Below are 19,330 nucleotides of genomic sequence, written 5' to 3'. Positions count from 1 at the left end.
CTGAAAGCGCTTTCAGATAGCCAGCCCCGCGGAGGAGTGTCAATATACTGCCGGACCCACAAGGGCGCAGGGAGAACGAGATCGGTGCTGAACCTGTCGGACGACATCCTCGAACCGCCGGGGCGCAGCCCGGTGGCCCTGGACGTGGCCCGCCGCGCCGGCGTCTCCACTGCAACGGTATCCCGGGTGCTCAACGGCTCCGCCGGCGTCCGGGCCGACAAGCGCGAGGCCGTGATGCGCGCCGCGCAGGATCTCGGCTTCGTGGCCAACGGCGCCGCCCGGGCGCTCTCGACGCGCCGGTTCATGGCGGTGGGCGCGGTCGTGCCCAACATCGAGAACGAGGCCTTCGTCCGCGTCCTGTCGTGCGTGCAGGACCGGCTGCGGCAGGCGGGCTACACGCTCATCGCCGCCAATGCCGGCTACGACCTCGAGGACGAATTGCGCGAGGCGACCTTCCTGCTCGAACGGGGGGTCGACGGGCTGATGCTGGTCGGTGACATCCACCACCCTGATCTTTACGCGCGGATCACCCGCTCGGGCATCCCGATGGTGCAGACCTTCAGCCTCTCGCGCGAGCACCCCTGCGTCGGCTTCGACAACGCCGCCTCGGCGGCCCGCGCGGCCAACTACCTGATGGATCTCGGCCATCGCCGGATCGGGGTGATCTCCGGCCTGCGCAAGGACAACGACCGCGGCGGCGCCCGGGTGACCGGCATCGCGCAGGCGCTGGCGGCCCGCGGGTTGCGCCTCGCACCCGAGCACGACATCGAGATCTCCTACGGCATCGGCGGCGGCCGCGACGGCTTCCGCCAGATGCTAGCCGGGGGTAGGCCGCCCACCGCGATCATCTGCGGCACCGACCAGATCGCCTTCGGGGCGATGATCGAGGCGCGGGCCCGCGGGCTCTCGGTGCCGGGCGACCTGTCGGTGATCGGCCACAACGATTCCGATTTCGCACCCTTTCTCGACCCGCCGCTGACCACGATCCGCATCCATTCGGCCGAGATCGGCCACGCCGCCGGGGACCACCTGATCGCCCGGATCCAGGGGCGTCCGATGGTGCGGCTGACCGAGATCGACGCCGAGCTGATCCTGCGTGCTAGCACGGCGCCGCCCCGCCTCGACGCCGGATGATTGGCGCTATTGTGCCACCCTTTTGAAATCGCTTACAACGCGTGAAACGCCCTCGTACGCAACCCGGACAATCCCATGGCGCCCCGCATCGTCCTCCTGCACGCGACGCCGGTCGCCATGGCGCCGATCCAGGCCGCCTTTGCGGAAAAGTGGCCCGAGGCCGAGACGGTGAACCTCCTCGATGACGGCCTGTCGGCGGACCGGGCCAAGGAGCCCGGGGACATCTCCGAGGGCATGATCGAGCGCTTCGTGCGGTTCGGCCGCTACGGCCACGACATGGGCGCGGACGGCATCCTGATCACCTGCTCGGCTTTCGGGCCGGCGATCGACCGGCTGATCGAGACGGTGCCGGTGCCGGTGCTCAAGCCCAACGAGGCGATGTTCCGCGCCGCGATCGCGAAAGGGCAGCGCATCGGCATGCTGGCGACCTTCGGGCCGTCCATCGGGACGATGACCGACGAGTTCGAGGAGTTCGTGGGCCAAGCCGGACGCCCGGCAACCCTGCGGACGATCCTGGTCGACGACGCCATGGCGCGGCTCCGCGCCGGCGATGCCGAGACCCACAACCGGCTGATCGCCGAGCGCGCGCCGGACCTCGCCGAGTGTGACGCGATCATGCTGGCGCATTTCTCCACCTCCCGGGCCTCCGAAGCGGTGCGGAAGGCGGTCTCCGTCCCGGTCCTGACCGCCCCCCATGCGGCGGTGGACCGGATGCGCGCGATGATCGAAACCGGCCGGAGCGCCTGACCATGAAGCTCGGTGCCTACAAGGATCGCCTCAGCGGCCATTGCGGCTTCCTGTTCACGGAGCTGCCCCTCGCCGAGCGCTTCGCGGCCGCCGCCAGGGCCGGCTTCCGGGCGGTGGAGCATCCGAATCTGTTCGCCACGCCGGCCCGGGAGGTGGCGGCCTGGCTGGAGCGGGCGGGCGTGCCGCTGGTCCAGACCGGATTCCCGGCCGGCGACGCCGCAAAGGGCGAGAAGGGTTTTGCGGCTTTGCCCGACAAGGTGGAGTATTACCGTTCCACGATTGCGCCGACGCTCGATTATGTCGAACAGCTCGGCTGCCGGATGGTCCACCCGATGGCGGGCGTGCGGCCAGCCGGAGTCGAGCAGGGGCGGCTCTGGGATACCTACCTGGAAAACCTCGCCTTCGCGGCCGATGCCGCCAAGGCGAGGGGCATGACGGTGATCGTCGAGCCGATCGGCCCGGGCTCGATCGCCAACTACGTGATCGACGATCCGCTGGTCGCGGTGGATGCGATCCGGACCATCGGCCGCGACAACGTCAAGCTGCTGTTCGATGCCTATCACTGCGTGTGCCTCGGCCACGATCCGGCGGCGCTGATCCGCGACCACGCTGCCCTCATCGCCCATGTCCAGATCGCTGACGATCCCGGCCGGCACGAGCCGGGGAGCGGCACGATCGCGTTCGACCCGATCTTCGCGGCGCTGGAAGAGGTCGGCTATGCCGGCTTCGTCGGCTGCGAGTACCATCCCGCGGGGGGCACCGAGGCTGGCTTAGGCTGGATGAGCGCGGCGGTTTAGCGAGTTCACTTCAACATCACCGCCGTCTTTGGGAGCGGAGCGAAGCAATCCAGCAGCGCCACGCTTCCTGATGTTCCGCTGCCCTGGGTTGCTTCGCTGCGCTCGCAGAGACGATGCGCTCAGCCCAGCAATCGCGCCCGCCGCTCCAGCACGGCCGGCCAGACCTCCGGGTTGACCAGTCGCGGCGGGGTCTCGCCTTTGAGCAACCCAATGATCTGCTCTGCGCCCCAGGCGGCGACGTTGCGGCGCGCCTCGTGGGTGACGCCGGCCGTGTGATAGGTCGCCACGACAGTGTCGAGCTTGAGCAGCCCTGAATCCAGCGGCGGCGGTTCCGGTGCCCAGACGTCTAGACCCGCCCCCGCCAGATGCCCGGAGGTCAGCGCCTCGGCGAGGGCGGCCTCGTCATGTACGCCGCCGCGGGCCGTGGTGATGAACAGCCCCCCCGGCTTCATCGCCGCGTAGGCTTTGGCGTCGAAGCTGCCGCGGGTCGTGTCGTCCAGCGGGCAGTGCAGGGACACGATGTCGGATTCTGCGAGCAGTCGCGCCCGGTCCACAGGCTCGGCGCCGCGCGCCCGGATTTCCTCGGCTGACAGCAGCGGATCATAGGCCAGGACCCGCATATCGAAGCCGCGCGCGAGCTTGGCGACGGCGCGGCCGGTATGCCCGATCCCGACGAGCCCCAGCGTCGCGCCGCCGATCTCGTGTCCCATCAGCGATTCCCGCGAGAAGCCGCGCGCCGTCCGGAGCAGCCGGTCCGACACGCAGATTTTTCGCGAGACGGCGAGCATCAAACCGATCGCCAGCTCGGCGACCGACTGGGCGTTGCCGCCGACTTGATTGACCACCGCGACGCCGGCCCGCGTACAGGCGGCGGCATCGACCGTGTCGAAGCCCGCACCGCCCGACGAGACGGCGAGCAAGTTCGGGCACTCCGCCAGCAGCGCGTCGGTGACGTGCCAGCGGCGCGGCAGCTCGTCCCGCGCGGGCGAGACGTGGAAGACGTGCGCCTCCCGCAACAGCGCTTGGAGTACGTCCTCCGGACCCTGCAGATCGCCGACCTGCAGGTCGATATCAGGCTCGGCCCTCAGCCGTTCGTCGAAGACCGGGTTGATCCAGACGTTGAACCGGCAGACGCGCTTGAGGGCCGCCACCGGGTCAGCCCTTCACCACCGCGTCGATCGCGTCGATGACGTGATCGATGTTGTGGCTGTTGACCGCCGCCACGCAGATCCGGCCGGTCTCCAGCGCGTAGACCTCGTGCTCCTCGCGCAGGCGGGTGGCCTCGGCGGGGCTGAGGCCCGTGTAGGAGAACATGCCCTTCTGCGTCTTGATGGCGTCGAAGCCGCGCTCGGGGTGGCGCTGCTGCAGGCTGTCGGCCATCCGCTCGCGCATGGCGCGGATCCGGTCGCGCATCTCGGCGAGTTCCCGCTCCCAATCGGCCCGCAGCTCCGGATCGGTGAGCACGATCTCGACGATCGCGGCGCCGTGGGTGTGCGGGTTCGAGTAGCTCGCCCGGACGAGGCGCTTGGCGAAGGCCTCGACCTTCGTCTTCGCGGCCGGGTTCTCGGCCACGATGGTCAGCGCCCCGACGCGCTCGCCGTAGAGCGAGAACGACTTCGAGAACGAGGAGGCGACCAGGAATTCCTGGCCCGACTCGGCGAACAGGCGCACCGGCTCGGCATCGGCGTCCAGGCCGTTGCCAAAGCCCTGGTAGGCGATGTCGAGGAACGGGATCAGGCCGTTTTCGGCCATCAGGGGCACGAGGTCGCGCCACTCGTCGAGGCTGAGATCGGCGCCGGTCGGGTTGTGGCAGCAGGCGTGCAGCACCACGATCGAGCCCTTCGGCAGATCCTGGAGATAGGCCTTCATGGCCGGATAGTCGGCGCCGCCGGTCTCGGCTGAGAAATAGGGGTAATCGACCACGGTGAAGCCGGCCTGGGTGAACAGCGCCTTGTGGTTCTCCCAGCTCGGGTTGCTCACCGCCACCTTGGCGTTCGGATAGAGCTTGGCCAGCACGTCCGCGCCGGTCTTCAAGGCACCGGTGCCGCCGATGCTCTGGAGCGTCGCGGTGCGGTTCTGCGACAGGATCGGCGCACCCTTGCCGAATAGCAGCTCCTGGACCGCGTCGCGGAACGGCTTGGTCCCCTCGATCGGCCGGTAGGTCTTCGGCAGGCCCTTCTCGATCCAGCGCTTCTCGGCAGTCTGCACGGCGCGCAGGCGCGGCACCTTGCCGTCCGCATCCGTGTACACGCCGACCACGAGGTTGAGCTTCTTGGGGCTCGGGTCGGCGTTGAAGGCCTCGAACAGGCGCATGATCGGATCGAGCGGCGCGTCCTGGATGCCGGCGAACAGCGAGGTCATGATCGTCAATCGTCCCAGAGGGTCTTGGTCGGCGACGCGTCGGCGCGCCGGCAGGTCCGGCGACGGGCCGGGGCGACGCCCTTATTCCGCACATCGCGCCCGCCCGCCAGCGCTTCCGCGCGTATCAGCATCCCGATTCGCTCACACGGTGTAGGGCTGGTTTTCCGCCGGGCAGCATCGGCCGATGCCGGAGCCGGGTCTTCCGGAAGCCACCCGGCGGGTCATAGAGTGCCGCCATGATCCGACGTCTCACCTTGGCCCTCGCGGGCCTCCTCGCCCTGGCCGCGGTTCCGGCCGCAGCGCAGGCGCCGATACGGATCGGCCTCTCGGCCCCGCTGACGGGCCCGGACGCCGCCTTCGGCCAGGGCCTCCGGCAGGGGGCCGAGCAGGCGGTGGCCGATCTCAACCGGGCGGCCGGTGGGCGCCCCCGGCTGGTCCTGGTGCCGGCCGACGATGGCGGGGAGGCCAAGCAGGCCGCCGCGGTCGCCCGGAAGCTGACGGCGGATGGCGTGCGCCTCGTGGTCGGGCCGTTCGAATCCGGCGCCGTCGCCGCGGCGGCGTCCGTCTACGAGGATGCCGGCGCCGTCGTGGTGACGCCGGGCGCGACCTACACGCCGCTCACCAGCCGCGGCCTCTGGAACCTCTTCCGGCTGACCCCCAGCGATGCGCAGCAGGGCCGGGCGGCGGGAGCCTACCTCGCCAAGGCTTTTGCGGGCCGCCGCGTCGCTATCCTCAACGACCGTTCGACGTTCGGCCGCGGCCTCGCCGACGCGGTGGCGGCACAGCTGAAGGAGGCCGGTGCGCCCGAGGTGCTGTTCGACGGCTTTCCCCGCGGCACGCGCGACCTCTCGGATCTCGTTTCCAAGTTGAAGGCAGCGCGGGTCGAGGCGGTGTATTTCGGTGGGCTCGCGCCTGAGGCCGCGACCCTGCTCCATGCGATGCGGCAGGCCGGGCTCGGCGCCACCCTGGTGGCGAGCGACGGGATTCTGGATCCCGGCTTCGCGACGGCGGCCGGCCCGGCCGGGGAGGGCACCGTCATGACGCTCGCCCCCGATCCGCCGCGCCTGCCCGATCCCCGGGGTGGCAAGCCGGTCGCGCGCAGCCCGGAGGCGGAGAGCGTGGCGGCCGAGGCCTACGCGGCGGTGGAACTGCTGTACCGGGCGGCCGAGCGGGCCCGCGCGGCCGATCCGAAGACCGGCCGGATCGCCGATGGCCGCAAGGTGGCTGAGGCGCTGCGTGGCGGTCAGCCGGCCAGCACCGTGCTCGGGCCGGTCGGCTTCGACGCGCGCGGCGATCGGACCAGGGATCGTGCCAATGGTCCGGTCGTGGTGCGGGTTTGGCGCCGGACGCCGGACGGCCGCCTCGACTATGCCGGCCACGAACCTGCCGAGCCGTGAAAGCCAGCCCAGCGTGTCGATGACGGAAAGTGTATCGTTGTCATCACACCGACGGCCGCAAACATGACTTTTCCGGCTTTGGGACGCGTGTGGCGGCGGTTCGCTCAGACGGCGTCAGCCTCACGGGTAGGTGCGGTGCCTTTCCACGATCCCTTTCTTCAGCTTGCGCTGATGGGGTCGCGTTGCCGATTTGTCGGCCCGGATCCGACACAGTTACTGGGCGGCTGAGCTAGTCTTAGGATACAGGATGAATGCAGCGTCGTCATGGGTGAAGTCGTCGCCGTAGACCAAAACCACCTCCATGGTGGGATTTTTCTTCTTAACATCTTCTAGGATCCGGGGGCCATTGTTATAGCTTTCCACCATCGTCCCAGCCCATTCGTATCGGTTGGCCGTCGAGTCGTACGTATAGGTGGTGTGTCTGCCCTGGAAATTACGAAATCCAGGTACATCGGTGGCGCGGATGATCTGCGCCGTACCCTGTAGGAGCGCTTTAGACACCGGGTTATAAGGATCAATCGAAAGAGTTAGATTTGGCCCATACAAAGTATAGACCCTGATTTCCCGAAAAAAGTCCTCGTCGCTTTTCTGATCGGGGAACTGATTGTCGTCATACCACTGCCCGTGAGCCGTATTTCTGATCTGTGCCCCATCATCCGGCCATGTTCTGTCCATTGATTGGTGGCCCCCCAGACCCCTGTCGATCAGGGCATGTCGGCGTGTTGTCGAGATCATGCGCTGTGCGTCTTCATATATCAGCTGTTGAATGACTTCACGCGAGTTCCACGGGCTCAGGGGGCTGTCTAACGGAACAGTGCGATCGGGAAAGATATTCGGATGATCCTGTAACCACATCATGCTGGACTTCCATTCGTCCAAACACGAACGGTAAGGCATTGTTGCCTCCACCCAGACCGCCGGCGTGTTCGGCTGTTCTGGTCGGCTTGCGCTCGACGCCGGAGGCGCTTCCTGCTGAACCTGCGGTTCTAGATCTCTGTCTCGCCGGAGTTCGGCTCGCATCTGCAACAAGGCATCCAGCGATCGGAGAGGGAGGACCAAGGTAGACCTGGGATCGAGGAAGCGCTGGACCGGGCCCGGCTCGTCCCGCCCGGATGCCGCTTGCTCCGGCGCCTGCGTCTGCAGGACCTTCAACGCCGACGAGGAAGAAGTGACTGCGGATACCATGTTACTCTCCTGCCGGATCAAGCGATCTTTGTTGCCTTATCGCGACCAAAAGATTGATCTTTGTTTCTTGCCTTCGCTGCCGATCTGCTGATTTACTGAACCGGTTCATTTCATAAATTTTGAATATTGTTGATTCTGACTTGATCTGTAAATTTATCATCGGACGTGATTGCTAGTTAAAATAAATACATAGAGCTACATTCTAAGCAAATGTCTTAAGTGCTCCATTGAGCTGTCAATGTATGTTGCTAAACAGATCATGCATGCGATCGAAGGTCAACTGTGAACCGAAGATCTTGAGAAATTTCTGGGCAATTTTTATCAGACGATGTAGCATGAGGCTGATCTTCATCTTCAAGTTTGGCCGTTTGACTCACTACACTTAATTCAAAATGCCAACGTCGGGCGATTAGGACCGCGCCGCGGCACGGGATGTTTCTGGCGGCGCGTGGCCCCCGGTCTTCCGTAGGCCGCCGTACCATTGATCGCCGAGATGACCGGCCGACCCGAAGCCCAATCGCGAAGGACCGGCCGGCGATCGGGGCGAGCCGTGCGTTCTTCGGCGTCATGGTGGCCAAAGAAGAGGTCGAACGGAGGTCTTGGTCGACGTCAGCGGTCGATAACGAACCGAGTCCGCTGTCCGTGACTTGCGGCGGGTTCCTGCGGCGACTAAATGCAAGCGTGCTGCTGAGCTGGCGCGGTCGATCCGTCGGATCGGATCCGCGCCCTGCGGCGTTTCCCGAGCTCGATTGATAGCCCGAGACGTGTTGCCGGAACGCCTGCTGCCGGACGGTCCGACTGGAGAAGGTGCATGGCAAAAGAAGAATTGATGCAGTTCGATGGTCTCGTCATCGAGATCCTGCCGGATGCGCGCTACCGCGTGCAGCTCGACCAGGGCCACGAGATCGTGGCCTACACGGCCGGCAAGATGAAGAAGAACCGCATCAAGACGCTGGCGGGTGACCGGGTCACGGTCGAGATGTCGCCCTACGACCTCGAGAAGGGCCGCCTCGTGTTCCGCCACAAGGACGAGCGCTCCTCCGGCCCGCGTCCGCCCGTCCGGGGCGGCCAGTTCCGCCGCCGTTGAGTTCGGAGCGGGCGGCCCGCCCACCTTCGGCCGCACCCGCTTACGGTCTGCTCACGCTCACGGCGCTGCTCTGGGCCGGGAATGCGGTCACCAGCCGCTGGGCGCCGGGGCACATCTCGCCTCAGGTCATCACGACATTGCGCTGGGCGGTGGCCTGCGCGGCGCTCATGCCCTTCGCCGGGCGCAAGCTCGCCGCGGCGTGGCCGCTGCTGCGCCCGCACTGGCTGCGCATCCTTCTGATGGGCGGCTTGGGCTATACGGCCTTCAACTGCCTGTTCTACGCTGCCGGCGCCTATACCGGGGCGATCAACCTCGCGCTGTTCCAGGGGGCGATCCCGGTCCTCGTAATCGTCCTGAACCGCGTGGCCTACCGGATTCCGGTGACCGCCGGGCAGATGGCGGGCGTGGTCCTGACGCTGATCGGCGCGGGGCTCGCCGCCACCCACGGCGACCTTGCGGTGCTCACGCACCTCGCCTTCAACCGTGGCGATGTCTTGGTGTTTGGGGCGTGCCTGCTCTACGCGGGCTACACGATCTTCCTGCCGACTCGGCCCAAAGTCTCGGGGCTGGCGTTCTTCGCCGCCATGGCGGTCGCCGCCTTCGTGACCTCGCTGCCACCGCTCGCCGTCGAGTGGGCCGCCGGCCACGCCGTCTGGCCGGGCCCGGAGGGCTGGGCCATGGTGCTGTTCGTCGGCCTCGGGCCCTCGCTGCTGTCGCAGCTCTTCTTCATGCGCGGGGTGGAACTGATCGGCCCGAACCGGGCCGGCCTGTTCGTCAATCTCGTGCCGATCTTCGGCGCGATCCTCGCCGTCCTGCTGGTCGGCGAGCCGTTCGGGGCGACGGAAGGGATCGCCCTGGCGCTGGTGCTCGGCGGCATCGCCTGTGCCGAGCGATTGAAGCCGGGGCGGGCCGTCGAGCCCGCGCCGGAGACCGCTTAGAGCGCCTCACAAAACTCCCGTTCACCGGGAGGTCTCCCCCTGGCCGCGACAGCGCAGCGGGAGTTCTGTGAGAGGCTCCTACTCGCAGACGCGGACGCGGCGGATGTAGACGTCGCCGTAGGGATCGATCGTCCGACGGCGCTCGAAGTGGCAGACCGGGCCGTAATCCTCTTCGACGTAGACCGGCGGCGGAGCGCGGTAGACCGGGCGGCCCGGGTAATAGCCGTTGTTGGCCGACGCGATGGCGCCGCCGACCGCGAGGCCGCCGAGCACGCCGAGGGCCGCCGCGCCGCCGGCGCCGATGCCGTCGCGGGCCTGGGCGGCGGGCGCCAGCGTGGCGAGGCTCCCGACGACAAGGCTCGTCGCGAGTAGGTACTTCATGACATCCCCCTGGAAGCAGGCGATTCGTGCCGGACATCGGCACAGTCCTGCTAGCACGCCTGAGCTTTGGGGCGTTTGTTCGGCCGCACATGACGGAGTTCGGCGGCTTGACGTGGGGTGTTGTGCCGCACCAAACCTGATCGATCGGGCGCGCAGTGGAGGCCGGCATGGTGACACGGGGTTTCGTCGGGCGCAGGCAGCCGCCCGAGACCGGCGCGCGCCTGCCGCCCGGCCAGTACCTGACCGACGATTTCCCGATCCTCCAGATCGGCCCGAACCCGACGGTCGATCTCGCCACGTGGCAGTTCACGCTGCGCCAGGGCTCCCGCCCGATCAAGACGTGGAGCTGGGAGGCGTTCGAGGCGCTGCCCCGGACCACATGGCATGGGGACATCCACTGCGTCACCAAGTGGTCGAAGTTCGACACCGCCTGGGAGGGCGTGAGCTTCGACGATCTGCTGGCCGATGCCGGGATCGCGGCGCCGACGCCGTATCTGCTGGCGGAATCCTATGACGACTACACCACCAACGTGCCGGTGGCTGATCTCGTCGGCGGCCGAGCCCTTGTGGCGACGCGCTATGCCGGCCAGCCGATCCACCCGGACCATGGCGGCCCGGCGCGGCTGTTCGTGCCACACCTCTACTTCTGGAAGAGCGCCAAATGGGTGAAGGGCCTGCGCTTCACCACGACCGACACCGCCGGCTTCTGGGAGTTGCGCGGCTATCACATGTACGGGGATCCCTGGCGTGAGCAGCGCTACACCGGTGACTGAGCCGATCGTCTTCCATTGGCACCGGGCCGCAATCACCGCCATCGCGCCGGTGACGCCGCACGTGACGAGCGTCCGGCTGCGCTGCCCGCTGGCGGAAAGCTACCGGGCGGGCCAGCACGTCGATGTCCGGCTCACCGCCGAGGACGGCTATCAGGCCCAGCGCAGCTACTCGGTTGCCTCGGCTCAGGATGGCAGCGGCACCCTGGAATTGCTGATCGAGGGCCTGCCGGATGGCGAGGTCTCGGGCTGGTTCACGGGCGTCGCCGCGGTCGGTGATCAGGTGGAGCTGCGCGGGCCGATCGGCGGCTCCTTCTCGTGGGACGGGCCGGACGGGGGCCCGCTGCTCCTCGGCGGCGGCGGCTCCGGTGTGGTGCCGTTGCTGGCCATGCTGCGGCGGCGGGCGCAGGGCTGGCGGGAGATTCCGGCGGCTTTGATCTACTCCGTCCGCACCCGGGCCGAGGCGATCGCGCTCCCCGAGCTGGAACGGCTGGCGGCGGAGGATCCCGGCTTCTCGCTCCACCTCGCGACGACGCGGGACCCGGGCGGGAAGCGGATCGATGCCGGCCTCGTCGCCGAGGCGCTGCGCCGGACCGGGCCCCCCGGCAAGGTCTTCCTCTGCGGCTCGAACCGCTTCGTGGCGGCGGCCTCCGACCTGATCATGGCGGCCGGCGTGGCGCCGGGGGTGATCCGCACGGAGCGGTTCGGGGCGTGAGACTGGATTTCGCGTTTCCGGGTGATTGTGTCGGCGCTTCCATCTTTGCGAGCGGAGCGACGCAATCCAGGGCCGCACGACATCGGTGATCGTGGCGCCGCTGGGTTGCTTCGCTCCGCTCGCAAAGACGGTTGGGATGCGTCAGGCGAAGGGCCCGAACAACGATCGTGTTACGGGCTGAAGATCAGCACGAGGTAGACGAAGAACAGCACGAGGTGGACCGCCCCCTCCAGCACCGTGGTGCGGGTGCCGGAAAACGTCTGGGCGCTGAGGATCAGCGTCACGGCGAGCAGGGTCATCTCGGTGGGCTTGAGGCCGAGCACGACGGTCTGCCCGGTGAGCAGCCCGATCGCCAAAACGGCCGGCACGGTCAGGCCGACCGTCGAGGTCGCCGCGCCCAGGCACAGGTTGATCGCCCGCTGCAATTCGTTGCGCGCCACCGCCTTCAGGGCGGAGATCCCCTCGGGCGTGAACACGATGGCGGCGATCAGCACGCCGCCGAGCGCCGTGGGGGCGCCCAGCGCCGCGATGCCGTGATCGAGGATCACCGCCAGGCTCTTGGCCAGAATCACGATCGGCACGACGTTGGCCAGCAGCAGGCCGAGATGCTTGACGATGCTGCCGCCCGAGACGGTGGGGGTCTCGGCCGGATGCTCGGCCTCGCGGGCCTCCGCGTCGATGAAGAATTCGCTGTGCCGGCCGGTCTGGATCAGCAGGAACACGCCGTAGAGCGCCAGGGTGAACACCGAGAAGGCCACGGCTTGCAGGGTCGTCAGCGTGCCGTCGCTGGTCGAGCTGGTGAAGTTCGGGATGATCAGCGCGATGGTGGTCAGCGGGATGATCACCGACAGGAAGGCGGAGGCCCCCTGCAGGTTATAGCGCTGCTGGTGGTGACGCAGGCCGCCGACCAGCAGGCCGAGCCCGACCACGCCGTTCAGCACGATCATCAGCACCGCGAACATCGTGTCGCGGCCGAGCGTCGGCGCGTCCTTGGCCGAGAGCATCACGGCCGAGATCAGCGCCACCTCGATGATCACGATGGAGAGGGTCAGCACCAGCGTGCCGAGCGGCTCGCCGAGCCGGTGGGCGATCTCCTCGGCCTCGTGCACGACGCCGAAGGCAGACCACACGATCACCGCCAGCAGCCACGCGAACAGCCCCCCGGCGACGAGCGGCTGCGACAGGTCGGCGAGCCAGCCCTTGCCGAACCATGCGAAGGCGAGAACCGTCGCCCAGGCCACCGCCACCCGCAGGGCTGCCGTCATGTCCGATTTGTTCCCCGCCGATGCCGCGCCGAAGCCGCGGCGCCCAATCTAGACCGTGTCATAGGCCGTGGCGGGGACGCGACCAGTGTCGGCGGCGGCAGCGGGCCGGTTATCCCGGGTGAGACGCCCGAAATAACCGGCGGATCTCAGAAGAACGCCTGCAGCCCCGTCTGGGCCCGGCCCAGGATCAGGGCGTGGACGTCGTGCGTGCCCTCGTAGGTGTTGACCGTCTCGAGGTTCTGGGCGTGGCGCATCACATGGTACTCGCCCATGATGCCGTTGCCGCCGTGCATGTCCCGGGCGGTCCGGGCGATGTCGAGGGCCTTGCCGCAATTGTTGCGCTTGACGAGGCTGATCATCTCGGGCGCCATCTTGCCCTCGTCCATCAGCCGCCCGACCCGGAGCGATGCCTGGAGCCCGAGGGCGATCTCGGTCTGCATGTCGGCCAGCTTCTTCTGAACCAATTGTGTCTGCGCGAGGGGGCGCCCGAACTGCTTGCGCTCCAGCGTGTAATTCCGCGCCCGATGCCAGCAATCCTCGGCGGCGCCCATCGCGCCCCAGGAGATGCCGTAGCGCGCCCGGTTGAGGCAGCCGAACGGCCCTTTGAGGCCGGAGACGTTCGGCAGCAGCGCGTCCTCGCCGACCTCCACGCCGTCCATGACGATCTCGCCGGTGGTGGAGGCGCGTAGGCTGAGCTTGCCCTTCAACGTCGGGGCGGAGAGGCCCTTCATGCCCTTCTCCAGGATGAAGCCTCGGATCGCACCCTCATGCGCCTCGGACTTCGCCCAGACCACGAACACGTCCGCGAAGGGTGCGTTCGAGATCCACATCTTGGCGCCCGAGATCCGGTAGCCGCCGTCGATTGTCTCGGCCTTGGTCTTCATGCCGGCCGGGTCCGAGCCGGCATCGGGCTCGGTGAGGCCGAAGCAGCCGATCCACTCGCCCGAAGCGAGCTTCGGCAGGAACTTCTGGCGCTGTTCCTCCGAGCCGTAGGCGTGGATCGGGTACATGACGAGGGAGGATTGCACGCTCATCATCGAGCGGTAGCCGGAATCCACCGCCTCGACCGCCCGCGCCACCAGCCCGTAGGCGACGTAGGAGGCGCCCGCGCAGCCGTACTCCTCGGGCAGGGTGACGCCGAGCAGCCCGAGTTCGCCCATTTTCCGGAACAGGTCTGGATCGGTCTTCTCGTTGGCGTAGGCCTCGACGATCCCGGGCAGGAGCTGCTCCTGCGCGAAGCTCTGGGCCACGTCGCGGATCGCCCGCTCGTCCTCGGTCAGCTGGTCCTCCAAGAGGAAGGGGTCGTCCCAGACGAAGCGCGGCGAGGCCGGGGCGGACGGGGAGGCGCTGCCCGGGGGGCGCATCGGAGCGTTCATGGGGGATCCTCGCCTGCAGAGGTTGCGCGGAGCCTCACAGGCTCGCGCTTGGCGTCACACTAGACCCGGCCCGGCGATCGTCCAACGGGCCGGGTGACGCCGAGGCGCTGCCGTCACGCCCGGCCGAGGAGCATCAGCCACGCCACGGTGGTGAGCGGCGCCATGAGGGTGGAGACGAGCACCGAAGCCGCGACCATCCCGGTCTCGGTCCGGTAGCGCGCCGCCAGCAGGTAGGCGTTGATGCCTACCGGCATGGCGGCGAACAGGGTTGCGACGCCCGCGTAGGCGGGGGGCATGGTGAAGACGTGGAAGGCCAGCACCCAGACCGCCAGCGGGTGCAGGAGGTTCTTCAGCGCTGCGATCACCAGCGCGCCCTTGAGGTCGAACAGCACCCGGTAACGCTTCAGCCCAGCCCCCAGCGCCACCAGCGCGCAGGTCGAGGCCGTCCCCGCGAAGGCATCGATCAGGGACCGGACCATCCCGGCGGGGGTGAGGCCGAGGCCCTTCATCGCCATGCCGACGAGGAGCGCCACGAAGATCGGGTTCTTCAGGAGCACCAGGGCGAGCCCCCGTATCCGCGCCAGGACCGGCAACCCGGAATCGGATTCGATCAGGAAGGTGGCACAGCCCATCATCAGCGGCAGGTGGACGGCGAGCAGCATGAACAGCGGGAAGGCGCCGTCCTCGCCGTAGGCCTGCAGGATCATCGGCACGCCGACGAACACGGTGTTCGACTGGCTCGCCGCGAAGCCGTGCAGGATCGCCCCCCGCCGCTCGATCCCGGCACGACGCCGGGCAATCAACGTGCCGACGAACCAGGAGATGCCGGCACCGCCGAAATACGAGACCCAGTAGGACCACGCCACGGTCCCGCTCATCCCCGGCTTCGTCAGCGTCGCGATGATCAGTGCCGGCACGGCGACCGCGAAGACGTATTCGGACAGGCCGTCGCTCACCTTGTCGGAGAGCAGCCCCGTGAGCGCCGCCCCCCAGCCGATCAGGACGATCCCGAAGATCGGGGCGATGATGGCGAGGGCGTTCACGGGGGCAGGCGGCCTACCAATGGGCGGAAGCGCCGCTCATAGCATGCCGCCGCCGTCGTACCCCGGCGCGGGGCGAATGGATGACCGGCTCCCGTCGCGCGGAAGCAGTCCCCCCTCTGACCTAGTTGTTGTCCAGCACCTTCATGGGATTCGTGCGTTGGCTTGCGGGCGGTTCCTTGGTGAGGTTGGCGCCGCCTTCCCGCTGCGCCTTCACGTCCCGCGGCGATCCGGGACCGCCGACGGCTTGGCCGCCTTCGGTGCTCTGTGTCGGAACGGTGCCGGAGGCGAGTTCGAGGCAGGTCACCATCTCGACGTAGGACGGGTAGCCACCAGCCTTGAACTGATTCTGACACTGCCGCTTGGCCGCCGGGGTGTAGTTGCCCCAATGGCGCTCGGCCTCCTTCTTGGCCTCCCGCTCGGAGCGGAGGCAGCCATCGTAATTGGCCTGATCGCTGATCGACGTGTTGGCGACCTGGGCGGATCGGCAGGTCTGCTCGACATCCAGGGACGGGACCGTGTCGGCGCGGGCGGGCGCCGGCGCGAGCGCCAGTGTGAGGAGGGCGAGGGTGCTCGGCACCATCGCGTGGAAACGGGTCGTCATGACGGAGGGCTCGCGATAAGGGGCGCCCGGCGTGTAAGCCGCTCGGCGCCGGCGGATTTGCCGGACAACGCGCCAGACGTCCGTTCGGCACCACGCGCTCTCACCGATCAGCCTGCCTGCGCGCCGCGCAGCGCCTGGTCGAGGTCGGCGAAGAGATCGTCCGTGTCCTCGATGCCCGTGGAGAGGCGCAGGAGATCGGGTGGGCAGGGGCTCCCCGCACCCTCGACCGAGGCGCGGTGCTCGATGAGGCTCTCGACGCCGCCGAGCGAGGTGGCGCGCTTCCACAGCCGCACCCGGGCCGCTGTGGCGATGGCGTCGGCCTCGCCGCCCGCCACCCGGATCGACAGCATGAAGCCGAACCCGTCCCGCATCTGCCGCAGGGCGACCGCATGTCCGGGATCATCGGCTAGGCCCGGATAGAGGACGCGGCTTACATGCGGATGCACGCTCAGGCGTTGGGCGAGGCGCAGGGCGCTCGCCGATTGTGCCGCTGCCCGCAGATGCAGGGTTCGCAGCGAACGCATGAGCAGATAGGCCTCGAAGGGGCCGAGAATGCCGCCGCTGCCGGCGCGGATCCCCCCGATCCGTTTCCAGAACGCGTCGTCCCGCGCGCCGGCCAGCACCCCCGCCACCACGTCGGAATGGCCGTTGAGGATCTTGGTGGCCGAGTGCATCACGAGGTCGGCACCCAGTTCCAGGGGGCGCGTATGTACCGGAGAGGCGGCGGTGGAATCGACCGCCAGTCGGGCCCCGGCCGCATGGGCGATCTCCGTCGCGGCCGCGATATCGGTGACGGTCCAGAGCGGATTGCCGGGGGTCTCGATCCAGACGAGCTTGGTCCGGCCCGGCTCGATTGCGGTGCGCAGGGCGACCAGATCGTCCGTGTCGACGAAGGACAGAGTGAGCCCGCGCCGGGGGGCCTCCTCCCGCAGCCAGCGCTTCAGCGCCCAATACATGACGGTGCCTGCGACCACGTGATCGCCCGGCTCCAGCGCGCCGAATACGGCCGTCGCCGCCGCCATCCCGGAACCGAACAGCAGGGCGCCGGCTGCTGCGCCCTCCAGCATCGCCAGGACCGATTCGGCCTCGCGCACCGTGGCGTTGTCGGGCCGGGCGTAGCAGTAGCCCGAGCTGTAGCCGTTATCGGGGTCGCGGATGAAGGTCGTGGCGACATGCAACGGCATCACCACCGCGCGGGTCTCGGGCTCGATCCGGCCCATCGCCTGCGCGGCGAGGCTTTTCCGCGCGAAAGCCGGCGTTCCGTCTGTCTGTGTATCCGCCGGCCTCTCCGGCGCGTTAGGCTGTGACATCTGGCGATTCCCGGCGGATGAAAACGGGCGCGTGCCATGGGCCATGGCGTCCGGCAAGCCGCGCCCTCGGAGTTGGACGAGATGACCGCCGCCACCCATGTCCCCGTAGCCTCCACCCTGCCGCGCTGGCTTCGGCTCGCGGCCGCGACCCTGCCGGTGGCCGCCACCGCAATGATCGGGTCCGTGGCGACGCAGGCCGAGATTCCAGGCTGGTACGCGGGCCTGAACAAGCCGGTCTTCAACCCGCCGAACTGGGTGTTTCCGGTGGCTTGGACGATCCTCTACACGATGATCGCGCTCTCCCTCTGGCGGCTGCTCGGGGCGAGGCCGCGCACCGGTCCGAGCCGGGAAGGCTGGTGGCTGGCCCTCGCGGCGTTCCTGGTGCAGATCGCGCTCAACGCGGCCTGGACGCCGGTCTTCTTCACCGCTCACGCGATCGGCACCGGGCTGGTCGTAGTGGCGATGCTGCTGGTGATGGTGCTCTGGACGATCCGGCTGACTTGGCGGTTCGACCGGCTCGCGGCTTGGCTGCTCGTGCCCTACGCCGCCTGGGTGGCCTTCGCGACGCTGCTCAACGCCGCGATTTTGCGGATGAACTGAGCGATGCCTGAACGCGTGATCAGTTCAGCCCTTTGGCCACTGCAACGATGGCGCCAACGACCACGATTGCCGGGAAGCCGATCGCCGAGAGCACCCATTTCAGGATCTCGTACCGCGTGTCGGCGATCTCGGTTCTGACGAGACCAATCTCGGCGCTAAGATCGGACCGGACGAGGGGGCAGTCTCCGCCTTGAGGTCGGAACGGACCAGTGCAAATTCCGAACTGAGATCTGACGTCGTCACCAAGGTCGTCAGATCGCCCTCGCGCGTATCGCGGATCACACCCGTGACCGCGTCGGCCTGGACATCGGAAAACCCGACGGCCTGCAGCTTCCGAGCAATTGCTAAGTATCGAGCGAAACGGTTTTACGGAATCGAGCATAGCACCCCCGGCCTTGCTTGGCAGGTGCTGCACTGTGGGTCTTCAGTGCTCGTTGCTCGCCGATTCATCGCCCGCCGGCTTCCCGTCGTCCCGGGCGCGGTGGAGCAGGAAGATCGCGAAGACCATGGTGATGATCAGCCCTGCCAGCACGCCGAGCTCGATCATCGAGGCCTGGAACAGCGCCTGCTTCTCGGGCGACCAGTCCTTGGCGTGCATGATCTCCGAGGATTGCAGGGTGATGACCAGAACCCGCCGGATCGAGGCGATCAGCCCGACGATCAGGAACGGCTCGCAGGTCAGCGTGCCCGACCGCATCGAGACCCGCACCGTGTGCAGGATCTCGATCAGCATCAGTAGGAACAGCAGCCGGTCGACCACCTCCAGGATCTGCTGGGCGTTTCCGAGGGCCTTGAACGCATCCAGGGTCAATCCGGCCGCGTCAATCAGCGCAACCAGCGCAGTGAGCGCCAGCAGGAGCCCGAGCGCCGCATAGATCGTGTGCTCGGTTTGCAGGAAGATCGCGCTGGCGATCCGCGTCAGGCGTCCCTGGGTCTTGGTCTCGTTCGGCATCGTACCCCCCGGAAGTATGCCGTGAAGATAAGTGTCCGTGCCGCACGTCCAGTCCGGCGGAACGTGGTCTTCAGTGGAAGAACGGCAGGGCGTGCGGCGCGAGGTAGCCGAAGCCGAGGAGCGCCGCCCCGGCGAGCCCCAGGAAGCCACCGGCGAAGACCAGCAGCGCGATCCCGGTGATCACCTCCGCGGAGGCCAGCACGATGCCGATCTGGAAGGCCGCCGAGGCCAGCTCGTAATGGTGGTAGCGCAGAAGCGCGAGGTCGCGCCGGCCCTCCGAGGCGCGGGCCTTCTCGGACAGCTCCTTGCGGCCTTCGCCGGTCGCGGGCTCCGAATCCCAGCGCGCCAGGGTCTTGGCCCATTCGGCGCGCTTAGCCGCGATCGCGTCCTGGTTCGGGCCGGGCGGCACCAGCGCCAGCGCCTCGTCGGCGGTCTTGAGCACGGTCGAGCGGATCGTACGGGCCTGGAAGTAGGCCCACTGGTTGGCGGCCTCGACATTGGCGCCGATCGAATCCGTCTGCGACGCCTTGCCCAGGGTCTCGCTGAAGGCGAGGAACAAAGCCAGGACCGAGATCAGCAGCGCCACGCGCTTGTTCGAACCCTCGACCGCCCCATGACCACCCGACATCGCTTGCCCGTTCTCCGTTCGATTCGTCGGCGGGAGTCACAGC

20 protein-coding genes are annotated in these 19,330 nt (G+C 68.0%); 9 read left to right on the top strand and 11 right to left on the bottom strand.

Features of this window, described 5'->3' with window-relative positions; all coding sequences use genetic code 11:
* Window positions 1–84 precede the first annotated feature (84 nt).
* The 3 genes from BLQ49_RS01085 (at window position 85) to BLQ49_RS01075 (ending at window position 2,678) form a co-directional block, all read left to right on the top strand.
* Window positions 85–1,134, top strand: coding sequence for a LacI family DNA-binding transcriptional regulator (locus BLQ49_RS01085; RefSeq protein ID WP_091712598.1), 1,050 nt, complete (start codon window positions 85–87; stop codon window positions 1,132–1,134).
* Window positions 1,135–1,209: 75 nt separating this feature from the next.
* Entirely contained in the window at window positions 1,210–1,881 is a 672-nt protein-coding gene (locus BLQ49_RS01080; protein WP_091712596.1) for an aspartate/glutamate racemase family protein, read from the top strand.
* 2 nt (window positions 1,882–1,883) lie between these two features.
* Window positions 1,884–2,678 (top strand): hydroxypyruvate isomerase family protein, encoded by a 795-nt coding sequence (locus BLQ49_RS01075; RefSeq protein ID WP_091712594.1) that lies wholly within the window; start codon window positions 1,884–1,886, stop codon window positions 2,676–2,678.
* A 119-nt stretch (window positions 2,679–2,797) separates the two neighbouring features.
* Here the strand turns inward: BLQ49_RS01075 and BLQ49_RS01070 are convergent, their stop codons facing one another.
* Together BLQ49_RS01070 and BLQ49_RS01065 are read right to left on the bottom strand one after the other, a co-directional pair.
* Window positions 2,798–3,829, bottom strand: a complete 1,032-nt coding sequence (locus BLQ49_RS01070) for a hydroxyacid dehydrogenase (protein WP_091712592.1) — start codon at window positions 3,827–3,829, stop codon at window positions 2,798–2,800.
* A 4-nt stretch (window positions 3,830–3,833) separates the two neighbouring features.
* Window positions 3,834–5,039: an amino acid aminotransferase gene (locus tag BLQ49_RS01065; protein WP_091712590.1), complete on the bottom strand. Its 1,206-nt coding sequence runs from the start codon at window positions 5,037–5,039 to the stop codon at window positions 3,834–3,836.
* A gap of 236 nt (window positions 5,040–5,275) precedes the next feature.
* Here BLQ49_RS01065 and BLQ49_RS01060 point away from each other — a divergent pair, with 236 nt between their 5' ends.
* Complete coding sequence (locus tag BLQ49_RS01060) at window positions 5,276–6,436, top strand: branched-chain amino acid ABC transporter substrate-binding protein (RefSeq protein ID WP_091712588.1); 1,161 nt, start codon at window positions 5,276–5,278, stop codon at window positions 6,434–6,436.
* Window positions 6,437–6,649: 213 nt separating this feature from the next.
* Here BLQ49_RS01060 and BLQ49_RS28795 read toward each other — a convergent pair whose 3' ends face one another.
* The gene (locus BLQ49_RS28795) at window positions 6,650–7,621 is read right to left on the bottom strand and encodes a hypothetical protein (RefSeq protein WP_143012185.1); all 972 of its coding nucleotides are present in this window, start codon (window positions 7,619–7,621) and stop codon (window positions 6,650–6,652) included.
* Window positions 7,622–8,432: 811 nt separating this feature from the next.
* Between BLQ49_RS28795 and infA the strand changes: the two genes are divergently transcribed.
* The gene (gene infA / locus BLQ49_RS01055; protein WP_012320343.1) at window positions 8,433–8,708 is read left to right on the top strand and encodes a translation initiation factor IF-1; all 276 of its coding nucleotides are present in this window, start codon (window positions 8,433–8,435) and stop codon (window positions 8,706–8,708) included.
* Window positions 8,705–9,646 (top strand): DMT family transporter, encoded by a 942-nt coding sequence (locus tag BLQ49_RS01050; protein WP_091712586.1) that lies wholly within the window; start codon window positions 8,705–8,707, stop codon window positions 9,644–9,646. The genes infA and BLQ49_RS01050 overlap by 4 nt, the downstream gene beginning before the upstream one ends.
* A 78-nt stretch (window positions 9,647–9,724) precedes the next feature.
* On the opposite strand, the gene BLQ49_RS01045 is transcribed toward BLQ49_RS01050, so the two are convergent.
* Complete coding sequence (locus BLQ49_RS01045; RefSeq protein ID WP_043382873.1) at window positions 9,725–10,027, bottom strand: hypothetical protein; 303 nt, start codon at window positions 10,025–10,027, stop codon at window positions 9,725–9,727.
* 167 nt (window positions 10,028–10,194) lie between these two features.
* Here BLQ49_RS01045 and BLQ49_RS01040 point away from each other — a divergent pair, with 167 nt between their 5' ends.
* Together BLQ49_RS01040 and BLQ49_RS01035 are read left to right on the top strand one after the other, a co-directional pair.
* A complete protein-coding gene (locus tag BLQ49_RS01040) occupies window positions 10,195–10,800 on the top strand; it encodes a sulfite oxidase-like oxidoreductase (protein ID WP_091713079.1) in 606 nt (201 codons plus the stop codon).
* Window positions 10,775–11,512 (top strand): FAD-binding oxidoreductase, encoded by a 738-nt coding sequence (locus BLQ49_RS01035; RefSeq protein WP_091712584.1) that lies wholly within the window; start codon window positions 10,775–10,777, stop codon window positions 11,510–11,512. Before BLQ49_RS01040 ends, BLQ49_RS01035 begins: the two co-directional genes overlap by 26 nt.
* A 170-nt stretch (window positions 11,513–11,682) precedes the next feature.
* Here the strand turns inward: BLQ49_RS01035 and BLQ49_RS01030 are convergent, their stop codons facing one another.
* The 5 genes from BLQ49_RS01030 to BLQ49_RS01010 form a co-directional block, all read right to left on the bottom strand.
* On the bottom strand, window positions 11,683–12,777 hold the full coding sequence (locus BLQ49_RS01030) for a calcium:cation antiporter (protein WP_091712581.1): 1,095 nt from the start codon (window positions 12,775–12,777) through the stop codon (window positions 11,683–11,685).
* Window positions 12,778–12,923: 146 nt separating this feature from the next.
* Window positions 12,924–14,153 carry an acyl-CoA dehydrogenase gene (locus tag BLQ49_RS01025; protein WP_091712579.1) on the bottom strand — a complete coding sequence of 410 codons (1,230 nt, stop codon included), beginning with the start codon at window positions 14,151–14,153 and terminating at the stop codon, window positions 12,924–12,926.
* Window positions 14,154–14,266: 113 nt separating this feature from the next.
* A complete protein-coding gene (locus BLQ49_RS01020) occupies window positions 14,267–15,196 on the bottom strand; it encodes an AEC family transporter (protein WP_091712577.1) in 930 nt (309 codons plus the stop codon).
* A gap of 121 nt (window positions 15,197–15,317) precedes the next feature.
* Window positions 15,318–15,797, bottom strand: coding sequence for a hypothetical protein (locus BLQ49_RS01015; RefSeq protein WP_091712576.1), 480 nt, complete (start codon window positions 15,795–15,797; stop codon window positions 15,318–15,320).
* A 107-nt stretch (window positions 15,798–15,904) separates the two neighbouring features.
* Complete coding sequence (locus BLQ49_RS01010; protein ID WP_091712574.1) at window positions 15,905–17,107, bottom strand: trans-sulfuration enzyme family protein; 1,203 nt, start codon at window positions 17,105–17,107, stop codon at window positions 15,905–15,907.
* Between the two features lie 81 nt (window positions 17,108–17,188).
* Between BLQ49_RS01010 and BLQ49_RS01005 the strand changes: the two genes are divergently transcribed.
* Window positions 17,189–17,707, top strand: coding sequence for a TspO/MBR family protein (locus BLQ49_RS01005; RefSeq protein ID WP_091713077.1), 519 nt, complete (start codon window positions 17,189–17,191; stop codon window positions 17,705–17,707).
* A 424-nt stretch (window positions 17,708–18,131) separates the two neighbouring features.
* Here BLQ49_RS01005 and BLQ49_RS00995 read toward each other — a convergent pair whose 3' ends face one another.
* Both BLQ49_RS00995 and BLQ49_RS00990 read right to left on the bottom strand, forming a co-directional pair.
* Window positions 18,132–18,659, bottom strand: a complete 528-nt coding sequence (locus BLQ49_RS00995; RefSeq protein ID WP_091712572.1) for a phosphate-starvation-inducible PsiE family protein — start codon at window positions 18,657–18,659, stop codon at window positions 18,132–18,134.
* A gap of 70 nt (window positions 18,660–18,729) precedes the next feature.
* Window positions 18,730–19,287, bottom strand: a complete 558-nt coding sequence (locus BLQ49_RS00990; RefSeq protein WP_091712571.1) for a DUF4337 domain-containing protein — start codon at window positions 19,285–19,287, stop codon at window positions 18,730–18,732.
* Window positions 19,288–19,330: the final 43 nt, after the last annotated feature.

Source organism: Methylobacterium phyllostachyos (assembly GCF_900103445.1).
In the GTDB taxonomy this organism is placed as follows: domain Bacteria; phylum Pseudomonadota; class Alphaproteobacteria; order Rhizobiales; family Beijerinckiaceae; genus Methylobacterium; species Methylobacterium phyllostachyos.
The sequence above is the reverse complement of the archived record's forward strand: the minus strand, read 5'-3'. Positions and strand labels throughout refer to the sequence as shown.

Excerpts from the sequence above, each read along its gene's own strand:
- BLQ49_RS01080 (WP_091712596.1), top strand. The coding sequence starts at position 1,210 with ATGGCGCCCCGCATCGTCCTCCTGCACGCGACGCCGGTCGCCATGGCG.
- BLQ49_RS01075 (WP_091712594.1), top strand. The coding sequence starts at position 1,884 with ATGAAGCTCGGTGCCTACAAGGATCGCCTCAGCGGCCATTGCGGCTTC.
- BLQ49_RS01065 (WP_091712590.1), bottom strand. The coding sequence starts at position 5,039 with ATGACCTCGCTGTTCGCCGGCATCCAGGACGCGCCGCTCGATCCGATC.
- BLQ49_RS01060 (WP_091712588.1), top strand. The coding sequence starts at position 5,276 with ATGATCCGACGTCTCACCTTGGCCCTCGCGGGCCTCCTCGCCCTGGCC.
- BLQ49_RS28795 (WP_143012185.1), bottom strand. The coding sequence starts at position 7,621 with ATGGTATCCGCAGTCACTTCTTCCTCGTCGGCGTTGAAGGTCCTGCAG.
- infA (WP_012320343.1), top strand. The coding sequence starts at position 8,433 with ATGGCAAAAGAAGAATTGATGCAGTTCGATGGTCTCGTCATCGAGATC.
- BLQ49_RS01045 (WP_043382873.1), bottom strand. The coding sequence starts at position 10,027 with ATGAAGTACCTACTCGCGACGAGCCTTGTCGTCGGGAGCCTCGCCACG.
- BLQ49_RS01040 (WP_091713079.1), top strand. The coding sequence starts at position 10,195 with ATGGTGACACGGGGTTTCGTCGGGCGCAGGCAGCCGCCCGAGACCGGC.
- BLQ49_RS01030 (WP_091712581.1), bottom strand. The coding sequence starts at position 12,777 with ATGACGGCAGCCCTGCGGGTGGCGGTGGCCTGGGCGACGGTTCTCGCC.
- BLQ49_RS01025 (WP_091712579.1), bottom strand. The coding sequence starts at position 14,153 with ATGAACGCTCCGATGCGCCCCCCGGGCAGCGCCTCCCCGTCCGCCCCG.
- BLQ49_RS01015 (WP_091712576.1), bottom strand. The coding sequence starts at position 15,797 with ATGACGACCCGTTTCCACGCGATGGTGCCGAGCACCCTCGCCCTCCTC.
- BLQ49_RS01010 (WP_091712574.1), bottom strand. The coding sequence starts at position 17,107 with ATGTCACAGCCTAACGCGCCGGAGAGGCCGGCGGATACACAGACAGAC.
- BLQ49_RS01005 (WP_091713077.1), top strand. The coding sequence starts at position 17,189 with ATGACCGCCGCCACCCATGTCCCCGTAGCCTCCACCCTGCCGCGCTGG.
- BLQ49_RS00995 (WP_091712572.1), bottom strand. The coding sequence starts at position 18,659 with ATGCCGAACGAGACCAAGACCCAGGGACGCCTGACGCGGATCGCCAGC.
- BLQ49_RS00990 (WP_091712571.1), bottom strand. The coding sequence starts at position 19,287 with ATGTCGGGTGGTCATGGGGCGGTCGAGGGTTCGAACAAGCGCGTGGCG.